The organism is Ideonella sp. WA131b, from assembly GCA_023657425.1.
Taxonomy (GTDB): domain Bacteria; phylum Pseudomonadota; class Gammaproteobacteria; order Burkholderiales; family Burkholderiaceae_C; genus Rubrivivax.
Genome location: JAGTJW010000003.1, coordinates 208,393 through 227,311, shown reverse-complemented (window position 1 = coordinate 227,311; position 18,919 = coordinate 208,393). Strand labels below are relative to the sequence as shown.

16 protein-coding genes are annotated in these 18,919 nt (G+C 69.6%); 5 read left to right on the top strand and 11 right to left on the bottom strand.

Annotation, left to right across the window (positions count from 1 at the left end):
* Positions 1–18: 18 nt before the first annotated feature.
* From KA711_16165 to KA711_16145, 5 genes are all read right to left on the bottom strand, one after another.
* The gene (locus tag KA711_16165) at positions 19–648 is read right to left on the bottom strand and encodes an SRPBCC family protein (protein MCM0610505.1); all 630 of its coding nucleotides are present in this window, start codon (positions 646–648) and stop codon (positions 19–21) included.
* 27 nt (positions 649–675) lie between these two features.
* Positions 676–3,087, bottom strand: a complete 2,412-nt coding sequence (locus KA711_16160; protein ID MCM0610504.1) for a carbon-monoxide dehydrogenase large subunit — start codon at positions 3,085–3,087, stop codon at positions 676–678.
* Positions 3,084–3,575, bottom strand: a complete 492-nt coding sequence (locus tag KA711_16155; GenBank protein ID MCM0610503.1) for a (2Fe-2S)-binding protein — start codon at positions 3,573–3,575, stop codon at positions 3,084–3,086. The genes KA711_16160 and KA711_16155 overlap by 4 nt, the downstream gene beginning before the upstream one ends.
* Positions 3,576–3,589: 14 nt before the next feature.
* Positions 3,590–4,453 (bottom strand): xanthine dehydrogenase family protein subunit M, encoded by an 864-nt coding sequence (locus tag KA711_16150; protein MCM0610502.1) that lies wholly within the window; start codon positions 4,451–4,453, stop codon positions 3,590–3,592.
* A gap of 256 nt (positions 4,454–4,709) precedes the next feature.
* Positions 4,710–4,976 (bottom strand): LytTR family transcriptional regulator, encoded by a 267-nt coding sequence (locus tag KA711_16145; protein MCM0610501.1) that lies wholly within the window; start codon positions 4,974–4,976, stop codon positions 4,710–4,712.
* 481 nt (positions 4,977–5,457) lie between these two features.
* Here KA711_16145 and KA711_16140 point away from each other — a divergent pair, with 481 nt between their 5' ends.
* Genes KA711_16140 through KA711_16130 form a run of 3 tightly spaced genes read left to right on the top strand, consistent with a single transcriptional unit; the run spans position 5,458 to position 9,498 of the window.
* Complete coding sequence (locus KA711_16140; protein ID MCM0610500.1) at positions 5,458–6,462, top strand: tripartite tricarboxylate transporter substrate binding protein; 1,005 nt, start codon at positions 5,458–5,460, stop codon at positions 6,460–6,462.
* 2 nt (positions 6,463–6,464) lie between these two features.
* Positions 6,465–8,348, top strand: a complete 1,884-nt coding sequence (locus KA711_16135; protein MCM0610499.1) for a feruloyl-CoA synthase — start codon at positions 6,465–6,467, stop codon at positions 8,346–8,348.
* A 25-nt stretch (positions 8,349–8,373) separates the two neighbouring features.
* Positions 8,374–9,498, top strand: coding sequence for a 5-methyltetrahydropteroyltriglutamate--homocysteine S-methyltransferase (locus KA711_16130; GenBank protein ID MCM0610498.1), 1,125 nt, complete (start codon positions 8,374–8,376; stop codon positions 9,496–9,498).
* Between the two features lie 45 nt (positions 9,499–9,543).
* Here KA711_16130 and KA711_16125 read toward each other — a convergent pair whose 3' ends face one another.
* Together KA711_16125 and KA711_16120 are read right to left on the bottom strand one after the other, a co-directional pair.
* Positions 9,544–11,094, bottom strand: a complete 1,551-nt coding sequence (locus tag KA711_16125) for a HAMP domain-containing protein (GenBank protein ID MCM0610497.1) — start codon at positions 11,092–11,094, stop codon at positions 9,544–9,546.
* 55 nt (positions 11,095–11,149) lie between these two features.
* Positions 11,150–11,563, bottom strand: coding sequence for a hypothetical protein (locus tag KA711_16120; GenBank protein MCM0610496.1), 414 nt, complete (start codon positions 11,561–11,563; stop codon positions 11,150–11,152).
* A gap of 245 nt (positions 11,564–11,808) precedes the next feature.
* Here KA711_16120 and mdlC point away from each other — a divergent pair, with 245 nt between their 5' ends.
* Both mdlC and KA711_16110 read left to right on the top strand, forming a co-directional pair.
* Positions 11,809–13,410, top strand: a complete 1,602-nt coding sequence (gene mdlC / locus KA711_16115) for a benzoylformate decarboxylase (protein MCM0610495.1) — start codon at positions 11,809–11,811, stop codon at positions 13,408–13,410.
* A gap of 12 nt (positions 13,411–13,422) precedes the next feature.
* Positions 13,423–13,890, top strand: coding sequence for a TerB family tellurite resistance protein (locus tag KA711_16110; protein ID MCM0610494.1), 468 nt, complete (start codon positions 13,423–13,425; stop codon positions 13,888–13,890).
* Here the strand turns inward: KA711_16110 and KA711_16105 are convergent, their stop codons facing one another.
* The 4 genes from KA711_16105 to KA711_16090 are packed head-to-tail and all read right to left on the bottom strand — an operon-like array spanning position 13,891 to position 18,855.
* Positions 13,891–16,146, bottom strand: coding sequence for an aldehyde dehydrogenase family protein (locus tag KA711_16105; GenBank protein ID MCM0610493.1), 2,256 nt, complete (start codon positions 16,144–16,146; stop codon positions 13,891–13,893).
* The gene (locus tag KA711_16100) at positions 16,143–16,934 is read right to left on the bottom strand and encodes an ABC transporter ATP-binding protein (GenBank protein ID MCM0610492.1); all 792 of its coding nucleotides are present in this window, start codon (positions 16,932–16,934) and stop codon (positions 16,143–16,145) included. Before KA711_16100 ends, KA711_16105 begins: the two co-directional genes overlap by 4 nt.
* Positions 16,931–17,968, bottom strand: coding sequence for a branched-chain amino acid ABC transporter permease (locus KA711_16095; GenBank protein MCM0610491.1), 1,038 nt, complete (start codon positions 17,966–17,968; stop codon positions 16,931–16,933). Before KA711_16095 ends, KA711_16100 begins: the two co-directional genes overlap by 4 nt.
* A complete protein-coding gene (locus KA711_16090) occupies positions 17,965–18,855 on the bottom strand; it encodes a branched-chain amino acid ABC transporter permease (protein MCM0610490.1) in 891 nt (296 codons plus the stop codon). The genes KA711_16095 and KA711_16090 overlap by 4 nt, the downstream gene beginning before the upstream one ends.
* Positions 18,856–18,919 lie beyond the last annotated feature (64 nt).

The following is an 18,919-nucleotide window of genomic DNA, read 5'->3' as shown; positions in this document are numbered from 1 at the left end:
CGCCCCCGGTGCCGGCCTTCAGGCCTTCTTGCCGAACAGGCCGGCGAACCAGGCCTTGATGACGGTCCACATCAGCGCCAGGGCGTTGAGCTCCTTCACCGGGGGAGCGGGTGGGAGGGCACCCGGCGCCTGGCCACCCTGCACCATGCGGACTGCGGAGCGCTCGCCCGGCGCGGCCTCGGCAGCCACCGGCACCGCCGCCGCCGCGGCGCGGAAGTTGTCCGCGAACTGCGCCAGCATCGCGTCCGACACCGGCACCAGGAGCCGGCTGCCGAACTGCGCCAGCTTGCCGCTGACGATGATGGTGGCCACGCCCGCGAGCACGCAGCCGGTGCCGGCTTCGCCAGGCTCCAGGTGCGCCGTCAGCTGCATCGAGGCCGAGGAGCCACTCTTGTCGGCGCCCTTGCCGAGCATCTTCAGCTCTTTCGCGGTCGCATCGATGCCCTGAAGCTCGATGTCGCCGCTGAACACCATCACTGCCGGGCCGACCTTGCTCCTGACCGTGCCCTTGTAGTGGGTGTTGTCGATCTGCTCGGTGATCTGCGCACCGGGCATGCAGGCCGCCGTGGCGTGGATGTCGGAGAGCACCAACCACGCTTGCTCGAGCGTGGCGGCAACGGGATAGCGCTTGTCGAGTTTGACTTCCATGCCGCGATTAGAACCTCTGCCCGCCCATCACAGGGCCAGACCGGTGGCCTTGAGCGTCTTCCAGACGTTGAAGGCGCTGTGCGGCATGGTCAGCTGCGTCACGCCCACGTGCGCAAACGCGTCCACCACGGCCGACGTGAACGTGGGGATCGAGCCCACGTGCGGCGACTCGGCCACGCCCTTGGCGCCGATGGGGTGGTGCGGGCTCGGGGTGACGGTGTGGTCGGTCTCCCAGTGCGGCGTTTCCACGAAGGTCGGCAGGAAGTAGTCCATCAGCGTGTTGCCGAGCAGGTTGCCCTGCGCGTCGAACGGCATCTGCTGGCCCATGGCCACCGCGAAGCCCTCGGTCAGGCCGCCGTGGATCTGGCCCTCGATGATCATCGGGTTGATGCGCGTGCCGCAGTCGTCGAGCGCGTAGAAGCGGCGCACCTTCGTCTCACCCGTCCCGCGGTCGATGTCGATCACGGCCAGATAAATGCCGAAGGGGTAGGTGAAGTTGGGCGGGTCGTAGTAGTGCACCGCCTCCAGGCCCATCTCCAGGCCCGCGGGCACGTTGTTGTAGGCGGCCCAGGCGATGTCCTTCATCGTCTTGTGGCGCGCCGGGTCGCCCTTGACGTGGAAGCGGTCGATCTCCCAGTCGAGGTCGGCCTCGCCCACCTCCAGCAGGTGCGCGGCGATCTTGCGCGCCTTCGCAAAGATCTTCCGCGCCGCCAGCGCAATCGCGGCGCCCGCCACGGGCGTGGAGCGGCTGCCGTAGGTGCCCAGACCATAGGGCGCGGTGCTGGTGTCGCCCTCCTCCACCTGGATCACCTCGCTGGGAATGCCCAACTCGGTGGCGATGATCTGCGCGTAGGTGGTCTGGTGGCCCTGCCCTTGCGTGATGGTGCCCATGCGCGCGATCGCGCTGCCCGTGGGGTGGATGCGGATCTCGCAGCTGTCGAACATGCCCACGCCGAGGATGTCGCACATCTTGCTGGGCCCCGCGCCCACCACCTCGGTGAAGGTGACGAGGCCGATGCCCATCAGGTGCGTGGCCGCAGGGTCGGCGCGGCGCGCGGCCTGCTCGGCGCGCAGGGCCTTGTAGTCCACCGCATCGAGCACCTTCGTGAGGGCCGTGTGGTAGTCGCCGCTGTCGTACTCGAAGCCGAAGGCGCTCTTGTACGGGAACTGCTCCTTGCGCACGAAGTTCATGGCGCGGATCTCGGCCTTGTCCATGCCCAGCTTCTGCGCCAGCACGTCGACCATGCGCTCGATCAGGTACACGGCTTCTGTAACGCGGAAGCTGCAGCGGTAGGCCACGCCGCCCGGCGCCTTGTTGGTGTAGACGCCCTTGACCTGCGCGTAGGCCGCGGGGATGTCGTAGCTGCCGCTGCAGATGTGGAACAGGCCCGCCGGGAACTTGGTCGGGTCGGCGCAGGCATCAAACGCGCCGTGGTCGGCCAGCACATGCGTGCGCAGCGCCAGGATCTTGCCGTCGGCCGTGGCGGCGAGCTCGCCGTCCATGTGGTAGTCCCGCGCAAAGGCGGTGGAGCTGATGTTCTCGATGCGGTCTTCGACCCACTTCACGGGTTTGCCCAGCACGATGCTCGAGACGATGGCGCAGACATAACCCGGGTAGATGCCGACCTTGTTGCCGAAGCCGCCGCCGATGTCGGGGCTGACGATGCGCACCTTGCTCTCGGGGATGCCCGACAGCAGGCTCACCACCGTGCGCACCACGTGCGGCGCCTGGCTCGTCATGTAGGTGGTGAGCTCGCCGCGCACGGGGTCGAAGCTGGCGACGCAGCCGCAGGTCTCGAGCGGGCACGGGTGCACACGCGGGTAGAAGATGTGCTCCTGGACGGTGACCGGCGCGCTCGCGAACACGGCGTCGGTGGCGGCCTTGTCGCCGGCGTCCCAGGTGAAGATGTGGTTGTGGTGCTCGCGCGGGCCGTGGGCGCCGCTGGTCTTGCCGGCGAGGTCGTCGCGCAGCACGGGCGCGCCAGGTTCGAGCGCCGCGAAGGGGTCGAGCACGACGGGCAGCTCTTCGTACTCCACCTGCACGGCTTCCACGCCGTCGGCGGCGGCGTAGCGGTCTTCGGCGATCACCACCGCCACCTCCTGCATCTGGAAGTGCACCTTCTGGTCGGCCAGCACCGCGGCCACGTCACCGGCCAGCGTGGGCATCCAGTGCAGCTTCAGGGGCTTGAGGTCATCGGCCGTGAGCACGGCGATGACACCCGGCACCTTGAGCGCCTCGGACTTGTCGATCTTGACGATGCGGCCATGCGCGATGGGGCTGCGCACGATGTCCATGTGCAGCATGCCGGGCATCTTGATGTCGTCGACATAGTTGCCCTTGCCCTGGATGAAGCGCGCGTCTTCCTTGCGCAGGCGGCTGTCACCCATGCCCTGCAGCGCGGCCATGCGGTCCATGGCGTCCTTGTCGGGAGCGTTCATGCCGTCACCTCCTGCTTCTGGGCCAGCTTGGCGGCCGCGTACTGCACCGCCTTGACGATGTTCTGGTAGCCCGTGCAACGGCACAGGTTGCCGGCCATGCCGGCGCGGATCTCGGTCTCACTCGGGTTCGGGTTCTCCTGCAGCAGCCGGTAGGCGCGCATCAGCATGCCGGGGGTGCAGAAGCCGCACTGCAGGCCGTGCTCCTTGTAGAAGCCTTCCTGCACGGCGTGCAGCACACCAGCCTGGGCCAGCCCTTCGACGGTGAGCACCTCGGAGCCTTCGCACTGCACCGCCAGGTGCGTGCAGGACTTGACGCTCTGGCCGTCGATGTCCACCGTGCAGGCGCCGCAGTGGCTGGTCTCGCAGCCGATGTGCGCGCCGGTGAGCTGCATCTTCTCGCGCAGGAAGTGCACGAGCAGCGTGCGCGGCTCCACCGCCTCTTCAACGGCCTTGCCGTTGACCTTCATGGAAACGATCTTCTTTGCCATGTTCAGTTGCTCCTTCAGGCGCAACGCGCCGCTGCGGCCGCGAGGGCGCGCTTGACCATCTGGCCGGCCATCGCCGTCTTGTATTCCTCGTCGCCGCGCAAGTCGGCCGCGGGCTGGCACACCGCCATCGCGGCGTCGGCCGCGGCCTGCAGCGTGGCGGGCGTGACGGCCTGGCCGAGCAGCGCCTTCTCGGCGTCGTGCGCGCGGATGGCCGTGGGCGCCAGGTTGGTGAGCGCGATGCGCACCTGGCTCACGGTGCCGCCGCTCATCTTCATCACCACCGCCGCGCCGGCCGTGGCCCAGTCGCCCGTCTTGCGCTTGAGCTTCTCGTAGGCCCAGCCCGTGCCCGAGGCGAAGGCCGGCACACGGATGGCGGTGAGGATCTCGTCCTCGGCCAGCGCCGTGGTGTAGAGGCCCAGGTAAAAGTCGTCGGCCTTCACGGCACGGCGGCCGCCGCGGCCCTCGACGTGCAAGGTGGCGTCGAGCGCCAGGCTCAGCGCCGGGTGGTCGTTGCCCGGGTCGCCGTGGGCGATGTCGCCGCCGATCGTGCCGCGGTTGCGCACCTGCGGGTCGGCGATGAGCTTGGGCGCCTCGGCCAGCAGCGGCACCCGTTCGCGCAGCACGGGGCTGGCAATAAGCTCGTTTTCGCTCGTCATCGCGCCGATGACCACGTCGTTGCCGTCCTCACAGATGCCGCGCAGCTCGGGGATGCGGTTGAGGTCGATCAGGTGGGCCGGCTGTGCGAAGCGCAGCTTCATCATCGGCAGCAGGCTGTGGCCGCCGGCCAGCAGCTTGGCGTCTTGCCCCAAGCTGCCGAGCAGGCCCAGGGCCTCGCCCACGGACTTGGGCGCGTGGTAGTCGAAGGACGGGGGGATCACGGTCGTCGTCTCCTGTTCGGGCGGCGCCTGGACGGGCCCAGGCGCACGCGGCTCGCGGGGCTTGGGCCGCGCCGCGGATGGTGGATGCGCAGCCTAATCCTCCTGAATCACGCGGGCATGCCGCGCCACAGCGGCGTCAGGGGCCTGATTTCGCACGAACGGTGCGCTGGGCTGCACGAGTGGCAACCGAAGGCCACGAACAGCGGCCGCGGCGGGGCCGCGCGTCCGCCGGGATACGGGAAAGTCCCAGGCCTCGTTAACCCTGGTCGTCCATCGCCGGCGCCGCCGACGGCAGGCCGAGGCGGCGCAGCACCTCGGCCGCACTGCTGCGCGACACCGGCACCGGCTCGGCCACGCCGCCCAGTTGCAGCAGCAGCCGCCCGGCCAGGCGCTGCAGCTGCGCCACGCACCGCAGGTTGACGATGTGGCTGCGGTGCACGCGCATGAAGTGCCCGGGGTCGAGCCGGCCTTCGAGGTCGCCGATGGCCAGGTTGCAGAAGCGCCGGCCCTCGGCCGTGGCCACCTTCCACCTTGGGCTGCGAGCGCTCGGGGTGGAAGCTCAGCACCCTGCGGCCGAAGGGCTGCTTCTCGGCCACGGGCAGCACGCGGCTCGCGAAGTCGTTCATCGCGGTCACGTTGCGCGCAGCGTCGAGCTCGATCACGCCGACGTCGAAGCGTTCGAGCAGGTACAGGGGCGAGACGGCGCCGTCCATGGTGGCGACGATTGCACCACGGCGCGGCGCCGCAGCGGGCCCTCAGCGCCGCGCGTCTGCCACGTCGCCGGGGGCCAGGCACTGCTGCAGCACGCCGCGCTCAGAACTCGCGTGTGCCCGATCCTCGCCCCACATCATGTCATCGCTTGGATCCCAAGCCGGCTAAGGTTCTCCATGATGGAAAGAACCCATCGAATTGGATCGAATCAACGGTTGACACGTGCCCGGGCACCGGCACCAAACCCGAGTGGTTCCGTTGATCGCGGCCAGCTTCCAATACGAGGGACCTCCATGCCTGACACCGGCTGCTTGAACCGTCGCCAAGTCGTTTTTGCCACTGGTACCGCCGCCAGTCTGGCAGCCGTGCCCAGCCTGCCCGCCCAGGCGCAGACGCCGGCCTGGCCCACGGCCAGGCCCATCCGCCTGATCGTCAACTTTCCGGCCGGCGGCTCGCCCGACGCCGTGGCGCGGGCCGTGGCCGGCCCGGTGTCGCAGGCCCTGGGGCAGCAGATCGTGGTCGACAACCGGGGCGGTGCCGGCGGCATGATCGGTGCCGATGCGGCGGCCAAGAGCGCGCCCGATGGCTACACCATCCTGCTCAGCTCGGGCAGCGCGGCGGCCATCCTGCCGCTGCTCAACAACAAGATGCCCTACGACCCGGCCAAGGACCTCATCCCCGTGGCCGCTGCGGCGCGCCTGGAACTGTTCCTGGTGGCGCGCGCCGACGCGCCCTACAAGACCTACGCCGAGTTCATCGCCCACGCCAAGCGCAATCCCGGCAAGCTGAGCTACGGTTCGCCGGGCAACGGCACCAGCCCGCACATCGCCGGGGAGATGCTCAAGTCGCAGGCCGGCATCTTCAGCGTGCACATCCCCTACCGCGGTTCGGCGGCGGTGCTGCAGGACCTGCTCGCCGGCTCGCTGGACTACACCTTCGACCCCGGCATCGCGTTCCCGCATGTGCGCTCGGGCAAGCTGCGGCTGCTGGCGGTGGGGTCGGCCAGGCGCTCGCGGTTGTTCCCCGACGCGCCCACGCTCATCGAACTGGGCCTGGCGGGCTTCGACGCCGGCACCACGCACGGCTTCTGGGCGCCCGCGGGCACGCCGGCCGACATCGTGGACCGCATGAACCGCGAGATCAACCGCGCGCTCGGCACGCCGCCGGTCGTGGAGGCGATCCGCGCCCTCGGCGCCGAGCCGCAGCCGATCACGCCGCGCGAGTTCGGCGACGTCATCCGCGCCGACATGGCGCGCTACGCCAAGATCATCCAGGAACGCAAGATCACGCAGGACTGACCATGGTCGCGGCCATGCAGCCCGGCGCAGCCACCGCGTACCGCCCTGCGCGTTTTGCCGGCTGCGTGCAGGCGACGGTCGAGCAGTGCGGCGACGGCACCCGGCTGTGGCGGTCCACCGAGCCGCTGGGCGAGGTGCCCCGCAGGCTGACCGACCGGCTCGAGCACTGGGCCGCGGTGGCGCCCGACCGCGTCTTCGCGGCCGAACGCGGGCCTGATGGCGCCTGGCAGGCCCTCACCTACGCACAGCTGCGCGACGAGGCGCGCCGCATCGGCCAGGCGCTCACGCGCTTGGGGTTGTCGGCCGAGCGGCCGCTGATGATCGTGTCGGACAACAGCCTGGACCACCTGCGCATCAGCTTCGGCGCGCTGTGGATCGGTGTGCCCTTTGCCCCCGTGTCGCCGGCCTACGCGCTGGTGGCCACCGACCACGCCAAGCTGAAGCACATCGCCTCGACACTGACGCCGGGCCTGGTGTACGTGGCCGATGGCATGGCCTATGCCCGGGCCCTGGCCGCCTGCACGGGCGGCGACGTGGCCGTGGTGAGCGCCGGCACGCCGGTTCCGGGACGCGAGACGCTGTCGCTGGCCGAATTGCGCGCCGCCGCGCCCGGGCCCGAGGTCGACGCCGCGCACGCCGCTGTGGGCCCGGACACCATCGCCAAGTTCCTGTTCACCTCGGGCTCCACCAAGCTGCCCAAGGCGGTGGTGAACACGCACCGCATGTGGTGCAGCAACCTGCAGATGATCCGCCAGTGCTTCCCGTTCCTGGCCGACGAGCCGCCGGTGCTGGTGGACTGGCTGCCCTGGAACCACACCTTCGGCGGCAACCACAACATCGGCATTGCGCTTTACAACGGCGGCACGCTGCACCTGGACGGCGGCAAGCCCACGCCGAGTGGCATTGCCGAGACGGTGAAGAATCTGCGCGAGATCGCGCCGACGATGTATTTCAACGTGCCCAAGGGCTTCGAGGAGCTGTGCCGCGTGATGGACCACGACGCTGAACTCAGGCGTTCGCTGTTCAGCCGCGTGCAGGCCTTCATGTATGCCGGCGCCGGCCTGAGCCAGGGCGTCTGGAACCACCTCGACCGCCACGCCGAGGCCGCCACCGGCGGCCAGCGCATCGTCATGACCACCGGGCTGGGCATGACCGAAACCTCGCCGTCGTGCACCTTCGCCGTCGGTGCGGACGTGCGCTCGGGCCACATCGGGCTGCCCTGCCCGGGCGTGGAGGTCAAGCTGGTGCCGGACCCCGCCAGCGGCAAGCACGAGATCCGTTTCCGCGGCCCCAACGTGATGCCCGGCTACTGGCGCAACCCCGAGGCCACGGCCGCGGCCTTCGACGACGAGGGCTACTACCGCACGGGCGACGCGGCGCGGCTCATCGACGAGGCCGTGCCCGAGCACGGCCTGGCTTTCGACGGCCGCATCGCCGAGGACTTCAAACTCTCCAGCGGCACCTTCGTGAGCGTGGGGCCGCTGCGCGCCCGGGTGACGATGGCCGGCGACCCCTTCGTGCAGGACGTGGTGGTGGCGGGCCTGGACCGCGACGCCATCGGCCTGCTGATCTTCCCGCGGCTGGATGACCTGCGCCGCCACTTCGCCCTGCCCGCCACCCTGCCCGCCCCCGAGGTGCTGGCCGAGCCGCGCGTGCGCGCCACTTTCCAGGCCCTGGCCGACCAGCAATGGCGCGAGGGCACCGGCAGCGCCACCCGCCCCGCGCGCTGGCTGCTGCTGGCCGAGCCGCCCAGCATCGACCGCGGCGAGCTCACCGACAAGAACTCCATCAACCAGCGCGCGGTGCTCGCTGCCCGCGCGGCGCTGGTGGAGCGCCTCTACGCCGACCCGCCACCGCCCGACGTCATCGTGCCGGCCGGCGCCTGAACCCCGAGAGCAAGGACACGACACCATGACCCAGCGCACCCTGCCCCCCTTCCGCGCCGACCACGTCGGCAGCTTCCTGCGCCCGGCCTACCTGCTGGAGGCCCGCGCGCAGAAGTCCCGCGGCGAGATCAGCCCAGAACAGCTGCGCGCGGTGGAAGACCGCGCCATCACCGAGATCGTGCAGTTCCAGCGCGACTGCGGCCTCACCAGCATCACCGACGGTGAGTTCCGCCGCACCTACTTCCACATCGACTTCCTCGAACAGCTGGGCGGCGTGCACACCGACATCCCCGTGACGGTGAAGCGCGCGGACGGCACCGAGGAGCTGGCGCCGCCGGTCATCAAGGTGATCGACAAGGTTCGCCACGTGAAGGACATCCAGCGCGCCGACTTCGAGTACCTCAAGGCGCAGATCGAGCAGCACGCACCGGGCGCCACGCCCAAGGTGACGATCCCGAGCCCGACCATGCTGCACTTCCGCGGTGGCCGCGCCGGCATCAGCCGCACGGCCTACCCCGAGCTGGACCCGGTGTTCTACGACGATGTCGCGCAGGCCTACGCCGAGGAGCTGCAGAGCCTGTTCGACGCCGGCTGCCGCTACGTGCAGATGGACGACACCAACATGGCCTACCTCTGCGACGAGAAGATGCGCGAGGCGGCGCGCCAGCGCGGCGACGACCCCAACGAGCTGCCGCACCGCTATGCCGCCTTCATCAACAAGGTGGTGGCGAAGAAGCCGGCCGGCATGACGCTGGCCATGCACCTGTGCAAGGGCAACTTCAAGAGCACGTTTGCCGCGGCCGGCAACTACGAGCCGGTGGCCGAGGCGCTGCTGTCGGAGATGAACCTCGACGCCATCTTCATGGAGTACGACGATGACCGCTCAGGCGACTTCCGGCCGCTGCGCTTTCTCAAGCCCGGCCGCATCGTCGTGCTGGGCCTGGTGACCACCAAGTTCGGCCAGCTCGAGACGAAGGAGACGCTCAAGCGTCGCATCCTGGAAGCCGCCGGGTTTGCGCCGCTGGAGCAGCTGGCGCTGAGCCCGCAGTGCGGCTTCAGCAGCACCGTGCACGGCAACAACATCGCGGTGGAAGACCAGAAGCGCAAGCTGCAGCTGGTGGTGGAGGTGGCGAACGAGGTGTGGGGCTGAGCTCGCCGAAGCCCCCTGCTCGGCCGTGAGGCACTGACCGCCGCCTCAAGCGGCGGCCTCGACGCGAAAACGCGCCACGGAGTCCGCCAGCTGCTGGGCCTGTTGCTTCAGACGCTCGGCGGCGGCAGCGCTTTCTTCGACAAGGGCCGCGTTCTGCTGGGTACCTTGGTCCATCTGGGTCACCGCCTGCCCCATCTGGCTGACGCCGCCACTCTGCTCGCGGCTGGCGACACTGATCTCGCGCACGATGTCCGTCACGCGACGGATGGCCTCGACGATCTGTTGCATCGCCTCACCAGCGCGGTCGGCCTTGGCGGTGCCGGACTCCACCCGCTCAACGCTGGCCTGAATCAGCTGCTTGATCTCGCGTGCGGCCTCGGCGCTGCGCTGCGCAAGACTGCGCACTTCGCTGGCCACCACCGCGAAGCCGCGGCCCTGCTCACCGGCCCGCGCCGCTTCGACGGCGGCATTGAGGGCCAGGATGTTGGTCTGGAACGCAATGCCGTCGATGGTGCCGATGATGTCGGCGATGCGCCGCGACGACTCCTGGATGCCGCGCATGGTCTGCACGACCTCGCTCACCACCTGATGGCCACCCATCGCAGCCTTGCTCGCGCCTTGCGCCAACTCGTCGGCCTGCAGGGCATGGTCGGAGGTCTGGCGCACGGTCGAGCCCAACTGCTCCATCGACGAGGCGGCTTGCTGCAGCGCCGATGCCTGGCGTTCCGTGCGCACAGAGAGGTCTTGGTTGCCGCTGGCGATCTCGGCACTGGCCCCGGCCACCTGCTCGGCACTCAGGCGCACGTCGCCGATCACCTGGCCGAGCGTGGCGCAGGTGCTGTTCAGAGTGTGCAGCAGCGCGGACAATTCGTCACCGCCCTCGGCTCGGGCGCGGGTACTGAGATCGCCTTCGCCGATGCAGCGCACCAGGTGCTCGGCCTGGCGCAGCGGGCGCCGCACGCTGCTCACCAGCCAAACGGCAGCCGCGCAGCTGATCAGCAGCGCCAGCGCCGCCGCACCGGCCATCACCCAGCCCACGCGCACCAGAAGCTGGTTCTGCCGCGCCTCGCTCGCCGTCACACGGGCACTGAGCGAAGCAGTCAGCTTGTCCAGCGCGCTGAAGAACGGCGCCATCATCGGCGTCATCTCTTCGTCGGCGGCGAAGGAGGCTTCGGCCTGCTTGCCTTGCAGCAGCAGCAGGCCGATGCGCTGGACGCCGGCAGCGTAGGTCTTCTGGCGCTTCAGCACCTCATCGGCCAATGCGGCTGTCTCGGCGTCGCCGCGCGAGAGCTCGCGCTGCAGCGTGGACAACTGCTCCACGATGCGCAAGTTGCGCGCATCGATGCCCTGCGCGAGCTTCTTCTGCTGCTCGGCGCTGGGCGACACCAGCGCCTGGAGACTGTCTACCGCACTCTCGTTGGCCATGTGCTGCACCTCAGTGGCGATGGCGAGCACGCCCTGGTCAGCCGCTTTGGATGCCGCGGCGCGCGAAACCCCTGTCAAGGCAAGGCCCGTGGCGCCCAGTGACGCCAGCAGGGCCAGCACGACCAGCCCAGCTGTGAGCCAGATCCGAGCTGCAATGGAAAGTCTGTTCAAGGCTGCCATTCGGATGTCCTTCCTGCTGGGGGAGATCAGGGGTCAGGTCTCAGGCTCAGCCGCCCAGTTCGCCGACCAGTTGCTGGGCACGGGTCATGCGCTCGCGCTGAATGCCGCCGGCCAGCTTGCGCGCTTCTTCATCGCGGCCAGCCAGGATGGCGGGCACCAACTCGGTCTCGCGGGACTTCTTGAAGGCGTCCCAGGTTGCGATGAGCTCCTTGAACTGGGCGTCCTTGCCCGCAGGCGCCTTCATCTTGGCCAGGCGGGCGCTGACGGCATCGGCGGTGTCCTTCACCAGCTTCTGCTGGTCGGGGCCGCGCTTGTCCTTGTTCGTGAGCATGGTCACGAGCGATTCGCGGGCGGCGCTGAGCTGGCCGCGCAGTTCAGTGAACTCGTTGGCTGCGGCCGGCAGCGAGGCCGTGAGCACCAGCAGCGAGGCCAGCATCGGAAAGAGGTTGCGACGGATCACTTGGGGCTCCTTGTTTGGGCGGTTGAGGGCTCTCGTCATCGACGGGACACTTCACGTTTTCGGAACACGGCCAGCGAACTTGAGGACCCCCAACCGGGCCGTACCCCCAAGCCCCGTGACAGGCCGCATGAACCCGAGGGATCGCCCAGAGCGGCAGCCCAGTGGCATCCGGCCGCGCCGCGCGCACGGCCGGCGGGCTGGGTTCCTGGCCATACTCTTCGACCTTTCCTCCATTCGGCCTCCGCATGTTGCCCACCACCCCCGTCCGCGAAGCCACCTGGGCGCTGATGCGCGCCCACGGCATGACCACCGTGTTCGGCAACCCGGGCTCCACCGAGCTCGGCTTCTTTCTGGGCTGGCCGGCCGACTTCGGCTACGTGCTGGGCCTGCAGGAAAGTGTCGTCGTCGGCATGGCCGACGGCTACGCGCAGGCCAGCGGCAACGCGGCTTTCGTCAACCTTCACTCCGCTGTGGGTGTGGGCCATGCGATGGGCGCCATCTTCACGGCCTTCAAGAACCGCACGCCGATGGTCATCACCGCCGGGCAGCAGGCGCGCTCCATGCTGCCTTTCGACCCTTTTCTGCACAGCGCTGAGGCCACGACGCTGCCCAAGCCCTACGTGAAGTGGGCCGTGGAGCCGGCGCGCGGCGAAGACGTGCCCTTGGCCATCGAGCGCGCCTACCACCTGGCGATGACGCCGCCGCGCGGGCCGGTGCTGGTGAGCGTGCCGGCCGACGACTGGGCGCGCCTGTGCGAGCCGCTGCCGCCGCGCCGCGTGGGCCAGGCGCTGCGGCCCGATCCGGCCACGCTCGCCGCCATCGGCGACGCGCTCGATGCTGCTGCGCGCCCGGCCTTCGTCATCGGCCCCGCGGTCGACCGCGACGGCGCCTGGCCGCTGGCCCGCGAACTCGCCGAGCGCCACCTCGCGCGCGTGTTCGGCGCGCCGATGAGCGGCCGCGCGGGCTTCCCGGAAGACCACCCGCTATTCGCCGGCTGGCTGCCGGCGATGCGCGAGAAGATCGTCGAGGCTCTTGCCGGCCACGACCTGGTTGTCGCGCTCGGTGCCAATGCCTTCACGTACCACGTGCAAGGTGAAGGCCCGCACGCGCCGGCCGGCGCCGCGGTGGCGCAGATCACCGACGACCCGCAGGCCGCCGCCTGGGCACCGCTGGGCACCAGCGTCATCGCCAGCCTGTCGCTGGCGCTGGCCGACCTGCTGGCGCGCCCGGCACCGGCCACCGAGCGAGCCATGCCGCCGGCGCGCGAACCCGCGCCGCGGCAGCCGCTGCCGGCTCCTGGCGAACGCATTCCAGTGCCCTTCTTCATGCAGACGCTGACGGAGCTGCGGCCCCGCGACAGCATCGTGTTCGAAGAGGCACCCAGCGCGCGCGGTGCGATGCAGCGCCACCTGCCCATCTTCGAGCCCGGCACCTACTGGACGATGGACAGCGGCGGCCTCGGCCACGGCCTGGCGGCAGCCATGGGGGTGGCGCTGGCCCAGCAGCAGCGGGGTGGACGCCAGCGCGTGATCGCCATGATCGGTGATGGCTCGGCGATGTATTCGATCCAGGCGCTGTGGAACGCCGCGCAGCTGCGGCTGCCGGTGACGGTGCTCATCCTCAACAACCGCCGCTACGGCGCACTGCAGGGCTTTGCGCCGCACTTCGGTTTTGCGCCCGGCGCGCCGCTGGTGGGCACCGATCTGCCGGCGCTGGACTTCGTGGCGCTGGCTGCCGGGCACGGGCTGCCCGCCTCGCGCGTGAGCGACGGGGCCGAGCTGGCCGACGCCCTGCGCCGAGCCTTGGCAGCAGAAGGCCCGGTGCTGCTGGAGGTGGCGGTAGCGTGACAAGATGGCGTCATGCTGAAGACGCTGCGCGAGCTTTTCGACACCCTGCTGCCCCCACCCGGCGCCGTCGTCGCTGCCGACGATGAACACCGCCTGCGTCTGGCCACGGCCGTGCTGCTGGTGGAGGTGATGCGGGCCGACGGCCGCTTCGGTGCGGCCGAGCAGGCCACGATTCTGCAGGCCCTGGTGGAGAAGTTCGAACTCGACGCCGACGAGGCCGAGCGCCTGGTGGAGCTGGCCACCTCCACGGCCAAGGAAGCCACCGACCTGTTCAGCTTCACGACGCGCCTGAACGAGCGCTTCTCAGACGCGCAGAAACTGCGCATGGTGGAACTGATGTGGGCCGTCGCCTACGCCGACGGCCACCTGGCCGACGACGAGCGCCACGTGCTGTGGCGCGTGGCCGATCTGCTGCACGTGCCGCAAGGGGCCTACGTGCTGGCGCGGCAGCGGGCCGCGCAGCAGGCTCAGAAGGGCTGATCAGAACGGATAGTGGCGCTCGCCGGTCTGCACGGTGATCCAGCGCAGCTCGGTGAACTCGGCAATCCCGGCCCGGCCGCCGAAGCGGCCCCAGCCGCTGCCCTTCACGCCCCCAAACGGCATTTGCGCCTCGTCGTGCACCGTGGGCCCGTTGACGTGGCAGATGCCGCTCTCGATGCGCTGCGCCACCGTGAGCGCGCGCGCCGTGTCGCGGCCGAAGACGCTGGCCGACAGGCCGTACTCGTTGTCGTTGGCGCAGTCGATGGCGGCCTCGACGCCGTCCACGCGCACGATGCACTTCACCGGTCCAAAGGTCTCTTCCGAGTAGATGCGCATCTTCGGCGTCACGTGGTCCAGCAGCGTGGCCGGCATCAGCGTGCTATCGGCCTTGCCGCCGCACACCAGCTTGGCACCCTTGGCCAGCGCGTCGTCGATCAGCGCGTTGCAGTGCTCCACCGTGCCCATGCCGATGACGCTGCCCAGCACCACCGGCTCGGGCTTGCGCGGGTCGCCCAGCGGCAGGCCCTTGGCCTTCTTGGCGAACATGGCCACAAAGTCGTCGGCGATCTTGCGGTCGACGATGAAGCGCTCGGTGCTCATGCAGATCTGCCCGCTGTTGGCAAAGGCGCCGAAGGCCGCGCCGTTGACGGCAGCCTCCAGGTCGGCATCGTCCAGCACCACCATCGGCGCCTTGCCGCCGAGCTCCAGCACGCTGGGCTTCAGGTACTTGGCACACGTCAGCGCCAGCAGCTTGCCCACGCGCGTGCTGCCGGTGAAGTTGACGCGTCGCACCGCCGGGTGCGCGACCATCGCCTCCACCACCGCGCCGGCATCGGCCGGGGCGTTGGTGATGTAGTTCACCACGCCGGCCGGGAAGCCCGCGTCCTGGAAGGCCTGCACGATGAGCTGGTGCGTGCGCGGGCAGTTCTCGCTGCCCTTCAGGATGACGGTGTTGCCGCAGGCCAGCGGCGTGGCGATGGCGCGCACGCCCAGGATGATGGGCGCGTTCCACGGCGCGATGCCCAGCACCACGCCCGCCGGCTGGCGCACGCCCATGGCCAGGCTGCCGGGCACGTCGGAGGGAATCAGCTCGCCGCCGATCTGGGTGGTGAGCGCCGCGGCCTCGCGGATCATGCCGGCGGCCAGCATCACGTTGAAACCGGCCCATAGGCCGGTGGCGCCGGTCTCGGCGGGCACGGCTTCGACGAACTTCGGCGTCAGCACCTCCAGCGCATCAGCGGCCTTCAGCAGCAGCGCGCGGCGCTCGCTGGGGCCGGTGAGCTTCCAGGTCTTGAAGGCCTCGGCCGCCGCGTCCACCGCAGCCACGGCATCGCCCGTGCTGGCCGCGGGTGCGCGTGTGGCGACGCTGCCGTCCAGCGGATTGCGGCGCTCGAAGGTGGCGCCCTTTTCGGCGCTGACGGCCAGGCCGTTGATGAGCATGCTGAGTTCGGACACGGTCTTCTCCTTGGGATCCTTGGATGCGCTGGCGGTGGTCTTCTCGGCGGCCTTGGCGACGCTCTTGCCAAGATAAGCCTCGCGCACCACGCTGCTGCGCGCCAGAAGGCTGGCCGGGCCGTGGGCCACGAGGCGGCCTCGCTCCAGCACGTAGCCGCGGTCGGCCACGGCCAGCGCCTTCTTCACGTTCTGCTCCACCATCAGCACCGTCACGCCCTGGTCGGCGATGCGGCGCACCATGGCCAGCAACTCGTCCACCATCCTGGGCGCCAGGCCCAGCGAAGGCTCGTCGAGCATCAAGAGGCGCGGCGCGCTCATCATCGCGCGCGCCACGGCCACCATCTGCTGCTCGCCGCCGCTCATGGTGCCGGCCAGCTGCTGCTCGCGCTGCGCGAGCTTGGGGAAGTCCTTGAAGGCCAGCGCCATTCGCTGCTCGCGCTCGGCTTTGTTCACCAGCCACCCACCGAGCTCCAGGTTCTCGCGCACCGTCATCTGCGGGAACAGCTGCCGGCCCTCGGGCACCAGCACCAGGCCGCGCTGCACGAGCTCGCTGGTCTTGGCGTCGCGCGGGATGGCCTCACCGTCGAGCAACAGCCGCCCGCCCCGCGGGATGAGGCCGTTGACGGCCTTCAGCAGCGTCGTCTTGCCCGCGCCGTTGGGGCCCAGGATCACGGTGAGGCCGGGGCGGACCTCAAGCGTGAGTTCACGCAGCACGAGAAAGGGGCCGTAACCGGCCGACAGCTTCTCGAGCTTGAGGTGCGCGAGCTTCTGGTCGAGCGCCGTTTCGATGTCGTTTTTCATGCGTGGACCAGCCCTTCGACAGGCTCAGGGCGAACGGCAGGTGGTGGCGACTCGGCCAATTCGTCGCCCAGGTAGGCCTCGATGACCTCGGCGTTTCGCACCACCTCGGCGGGCGTTCCATCGGCAATCTTCTTGCCCTGGTGCAGCACGATCACGCGCTCCACGTAGCGCAGCAGCGTGGTCACGGCGTGCTCGATCCAAATGACGGTGAGATCCAGTTCGTCGCGCAGGCGTCGGATCAGCTGGCCCATCGAGTCCACCTCGGCCTCCGTCAAGCCTGCAGCCACCTCGTCCAGGAGCAAGATGCGCGGGCGCGTGGCCAGCGCCATGCCGATCTCGAGCAGCCGCTGCTGGCTGGGCGTGATGGCCGCGGCGGGCAGCTCGGCCTGCGGCGCCAAGCCGATGAGCTTGAGGATGCTGGACTCGTCCTTCAACAACCAGCTGGACTGGCGGTGTCGGCCTGCAAACTGCAAGCCAAAGTCGATGTTGGCGGCGACGCTGAGCCCACCGAACACACGCGGTGTCTGGAAGGTGCGTGCCACGCCGCGCGCCGCAAAACGGTGCGGCTTGGCGCCCGTGAGTCGCTGGCCGTCTGCGAACAGCTCGCCCTCAGTGGGCAACTGCACGCCCGAGAGGGCGTTGAAGAAGGTGGTCTTGCCGGCGCCGTTGGGGCCGATGATGCCCACCATCTCGCCCGTGGCGAAGGCCGCGCTCACGCTGTCGACGGCCACCAGGCCGCCGAAGCGCACCGTCACGCTGCGGGCCTCCAGCAGGGGGTGGCCGTTCATGACAAGGCCTCCTTGTCGCGCTCGGCTCGGCTGCGGCGCAGCTGCTTCCACCAGCTGCGCGTGTCGTCCCGCCACTGTCGGAAGGTCTCCCAGCGCAGCGAGGCCAGGCCGCCGGGCAGGTACAGCACGCTCAGGATGAGCAGGAGGCCCAGCGTCATCAGGTAGAGCTGCGGCGCCTGCAGGCGCAGCGTCTCGGCCAGCAGACTGAAGACGATGGCAGCGATCAGCGGTCCCCACAGGGTGGCCACACCGCCGATCAGGGCGATGAGCACCGTTTGGAAGCCGATGAAGGGGTTGAAGACCGTACTCGGGTCGATGTAGGTCCAGCGCACGCTCATGGCCGCGCCCACCGCCCCCGCGAAGGCCGCGGTGAGCATGAAGCCGCCGATCTTGACGAGCCGCGTGTTCACGCCGAGCGTCTGCGCGCGCTGCTCGTCGGCCCCAATGCCGGCCAGCGCCAGGCCGAAGCGCGTGCGACGAACCACGATGCTCGTGGCCACGGCCAGCACGGCCAGCAGCAGCACCGTGAGGTAGATGGTGTCGCGTTCGGGCGCCACCACCAGCACGCGGCCCACCGTGCCGGTGACCTGCTTTTCCCAGTAGGTGATGGCGTGGCGGATGAGCTCCGTCATGCCGAAAGTGAGCACCGCGAAGTAGGTGCCGCGCAGGTGCAGCACCGCCGCGCCCATCACCAGGGCCACCAGCGCCGCCACGCCGGCGCCAGCCAAGATAACCATGGCCCAGCCCAGCTGTTCAACGTAGATGGCGCTGAAGTAGGCACCGATGCCGAAGAAGGCCGCCGTGGCGAGCGACAGGTAGCGGGTGGTGCCGCAGAACAGCGTCCAGCTGGTGGCCAGGGCCACGTACATCAGGCAGGTCAGCGCCATCGACACCGCAAATTCGCTGCCCCAGTGCGGCACGGCCAGCGCCCAGCCAGTGAGTGCGAACAGCACCAGCACGTCGCGGCCCAGCAGCTTCTTGTCGAGCAGCCAGCCTGTGAGGCGCTCGTTCCAGGTCTTGTCGAGGGTGCTCATGTTCTCTTGTTGAACAGGCCGTTGGGCTTCCACAAGAGGACACCGATGAACACGGCGTAGCTCAGCAGGCTCTTCAGCGAGGGGTTGGTGAAGTGCATGCCTACGGCCTCGATCACGCCCAGGGCCAGGCCGCCGGCCAGCGCGCCGCCCATGCTGCCGAAACCGCCGAGGGTGATGACGATCAGCGCCGTCACCGTGTAGGGCTCGCCCATGGCCGGCGTGATGGTGTAGGCCATGCTCAGCAGGCAGCCGGCCACGCCACTCAAGCCCAGGCCCACGCCGAACATCAGCGGGTGCAGGCGCTGCGTGTCGATGCCCACGAGCTGCGCGCCGGTGGGGCTCTGCATCAGCGCGCGCACGCCCTTGCCGAGGAGCGTCTGCTTCAGCAGCACGATCAGGCCCACGCTGAACAGCAGGCTCAGGCCCAGCAGCAGCAGCTTGTTGCCGGCGAACTGCGCGCCGCCTTCGCCGCCGTAGCGCACGGGGTCGGTCAGGTAGTCGTAGCCGCGAAGGTCCGCGCCCCATACGCTCTGGGCGAAGTTCTGCACCAGGAACATCAAGCCGAAGGCCACCATGAGGCCACGTGCCTCGAAGATGTCGACGTTGGGGCTGGTGCGCGCCAGCCGCCGGAAGGTGAGCCGGTGCACCACCACGCCCACCACCATCAGCAGCGCAAAGCAGACAGGCACCATCAGCAGCGGGCTCAGGCCCAGCGCGCTGTGCGCCATCCACGTGAGGAAGGCGCCCACCATCAGGAACTCGCCGTGCGCGATGTTCAGGATGCGCATGAGCCCGTACTGAAGGTTCAAGCCGAGGCCCACCAGCGCGTACACCGCGCCGGTGATCAGGCCGGAGGCGATCAACTCGAACCAGGCGCCGAGGCTCATGGGCCCGACCTGTCGGGCTGCGCCTGTCGAAGCCCAGTGTGCACCACGAGCGCTTCGACAAGCT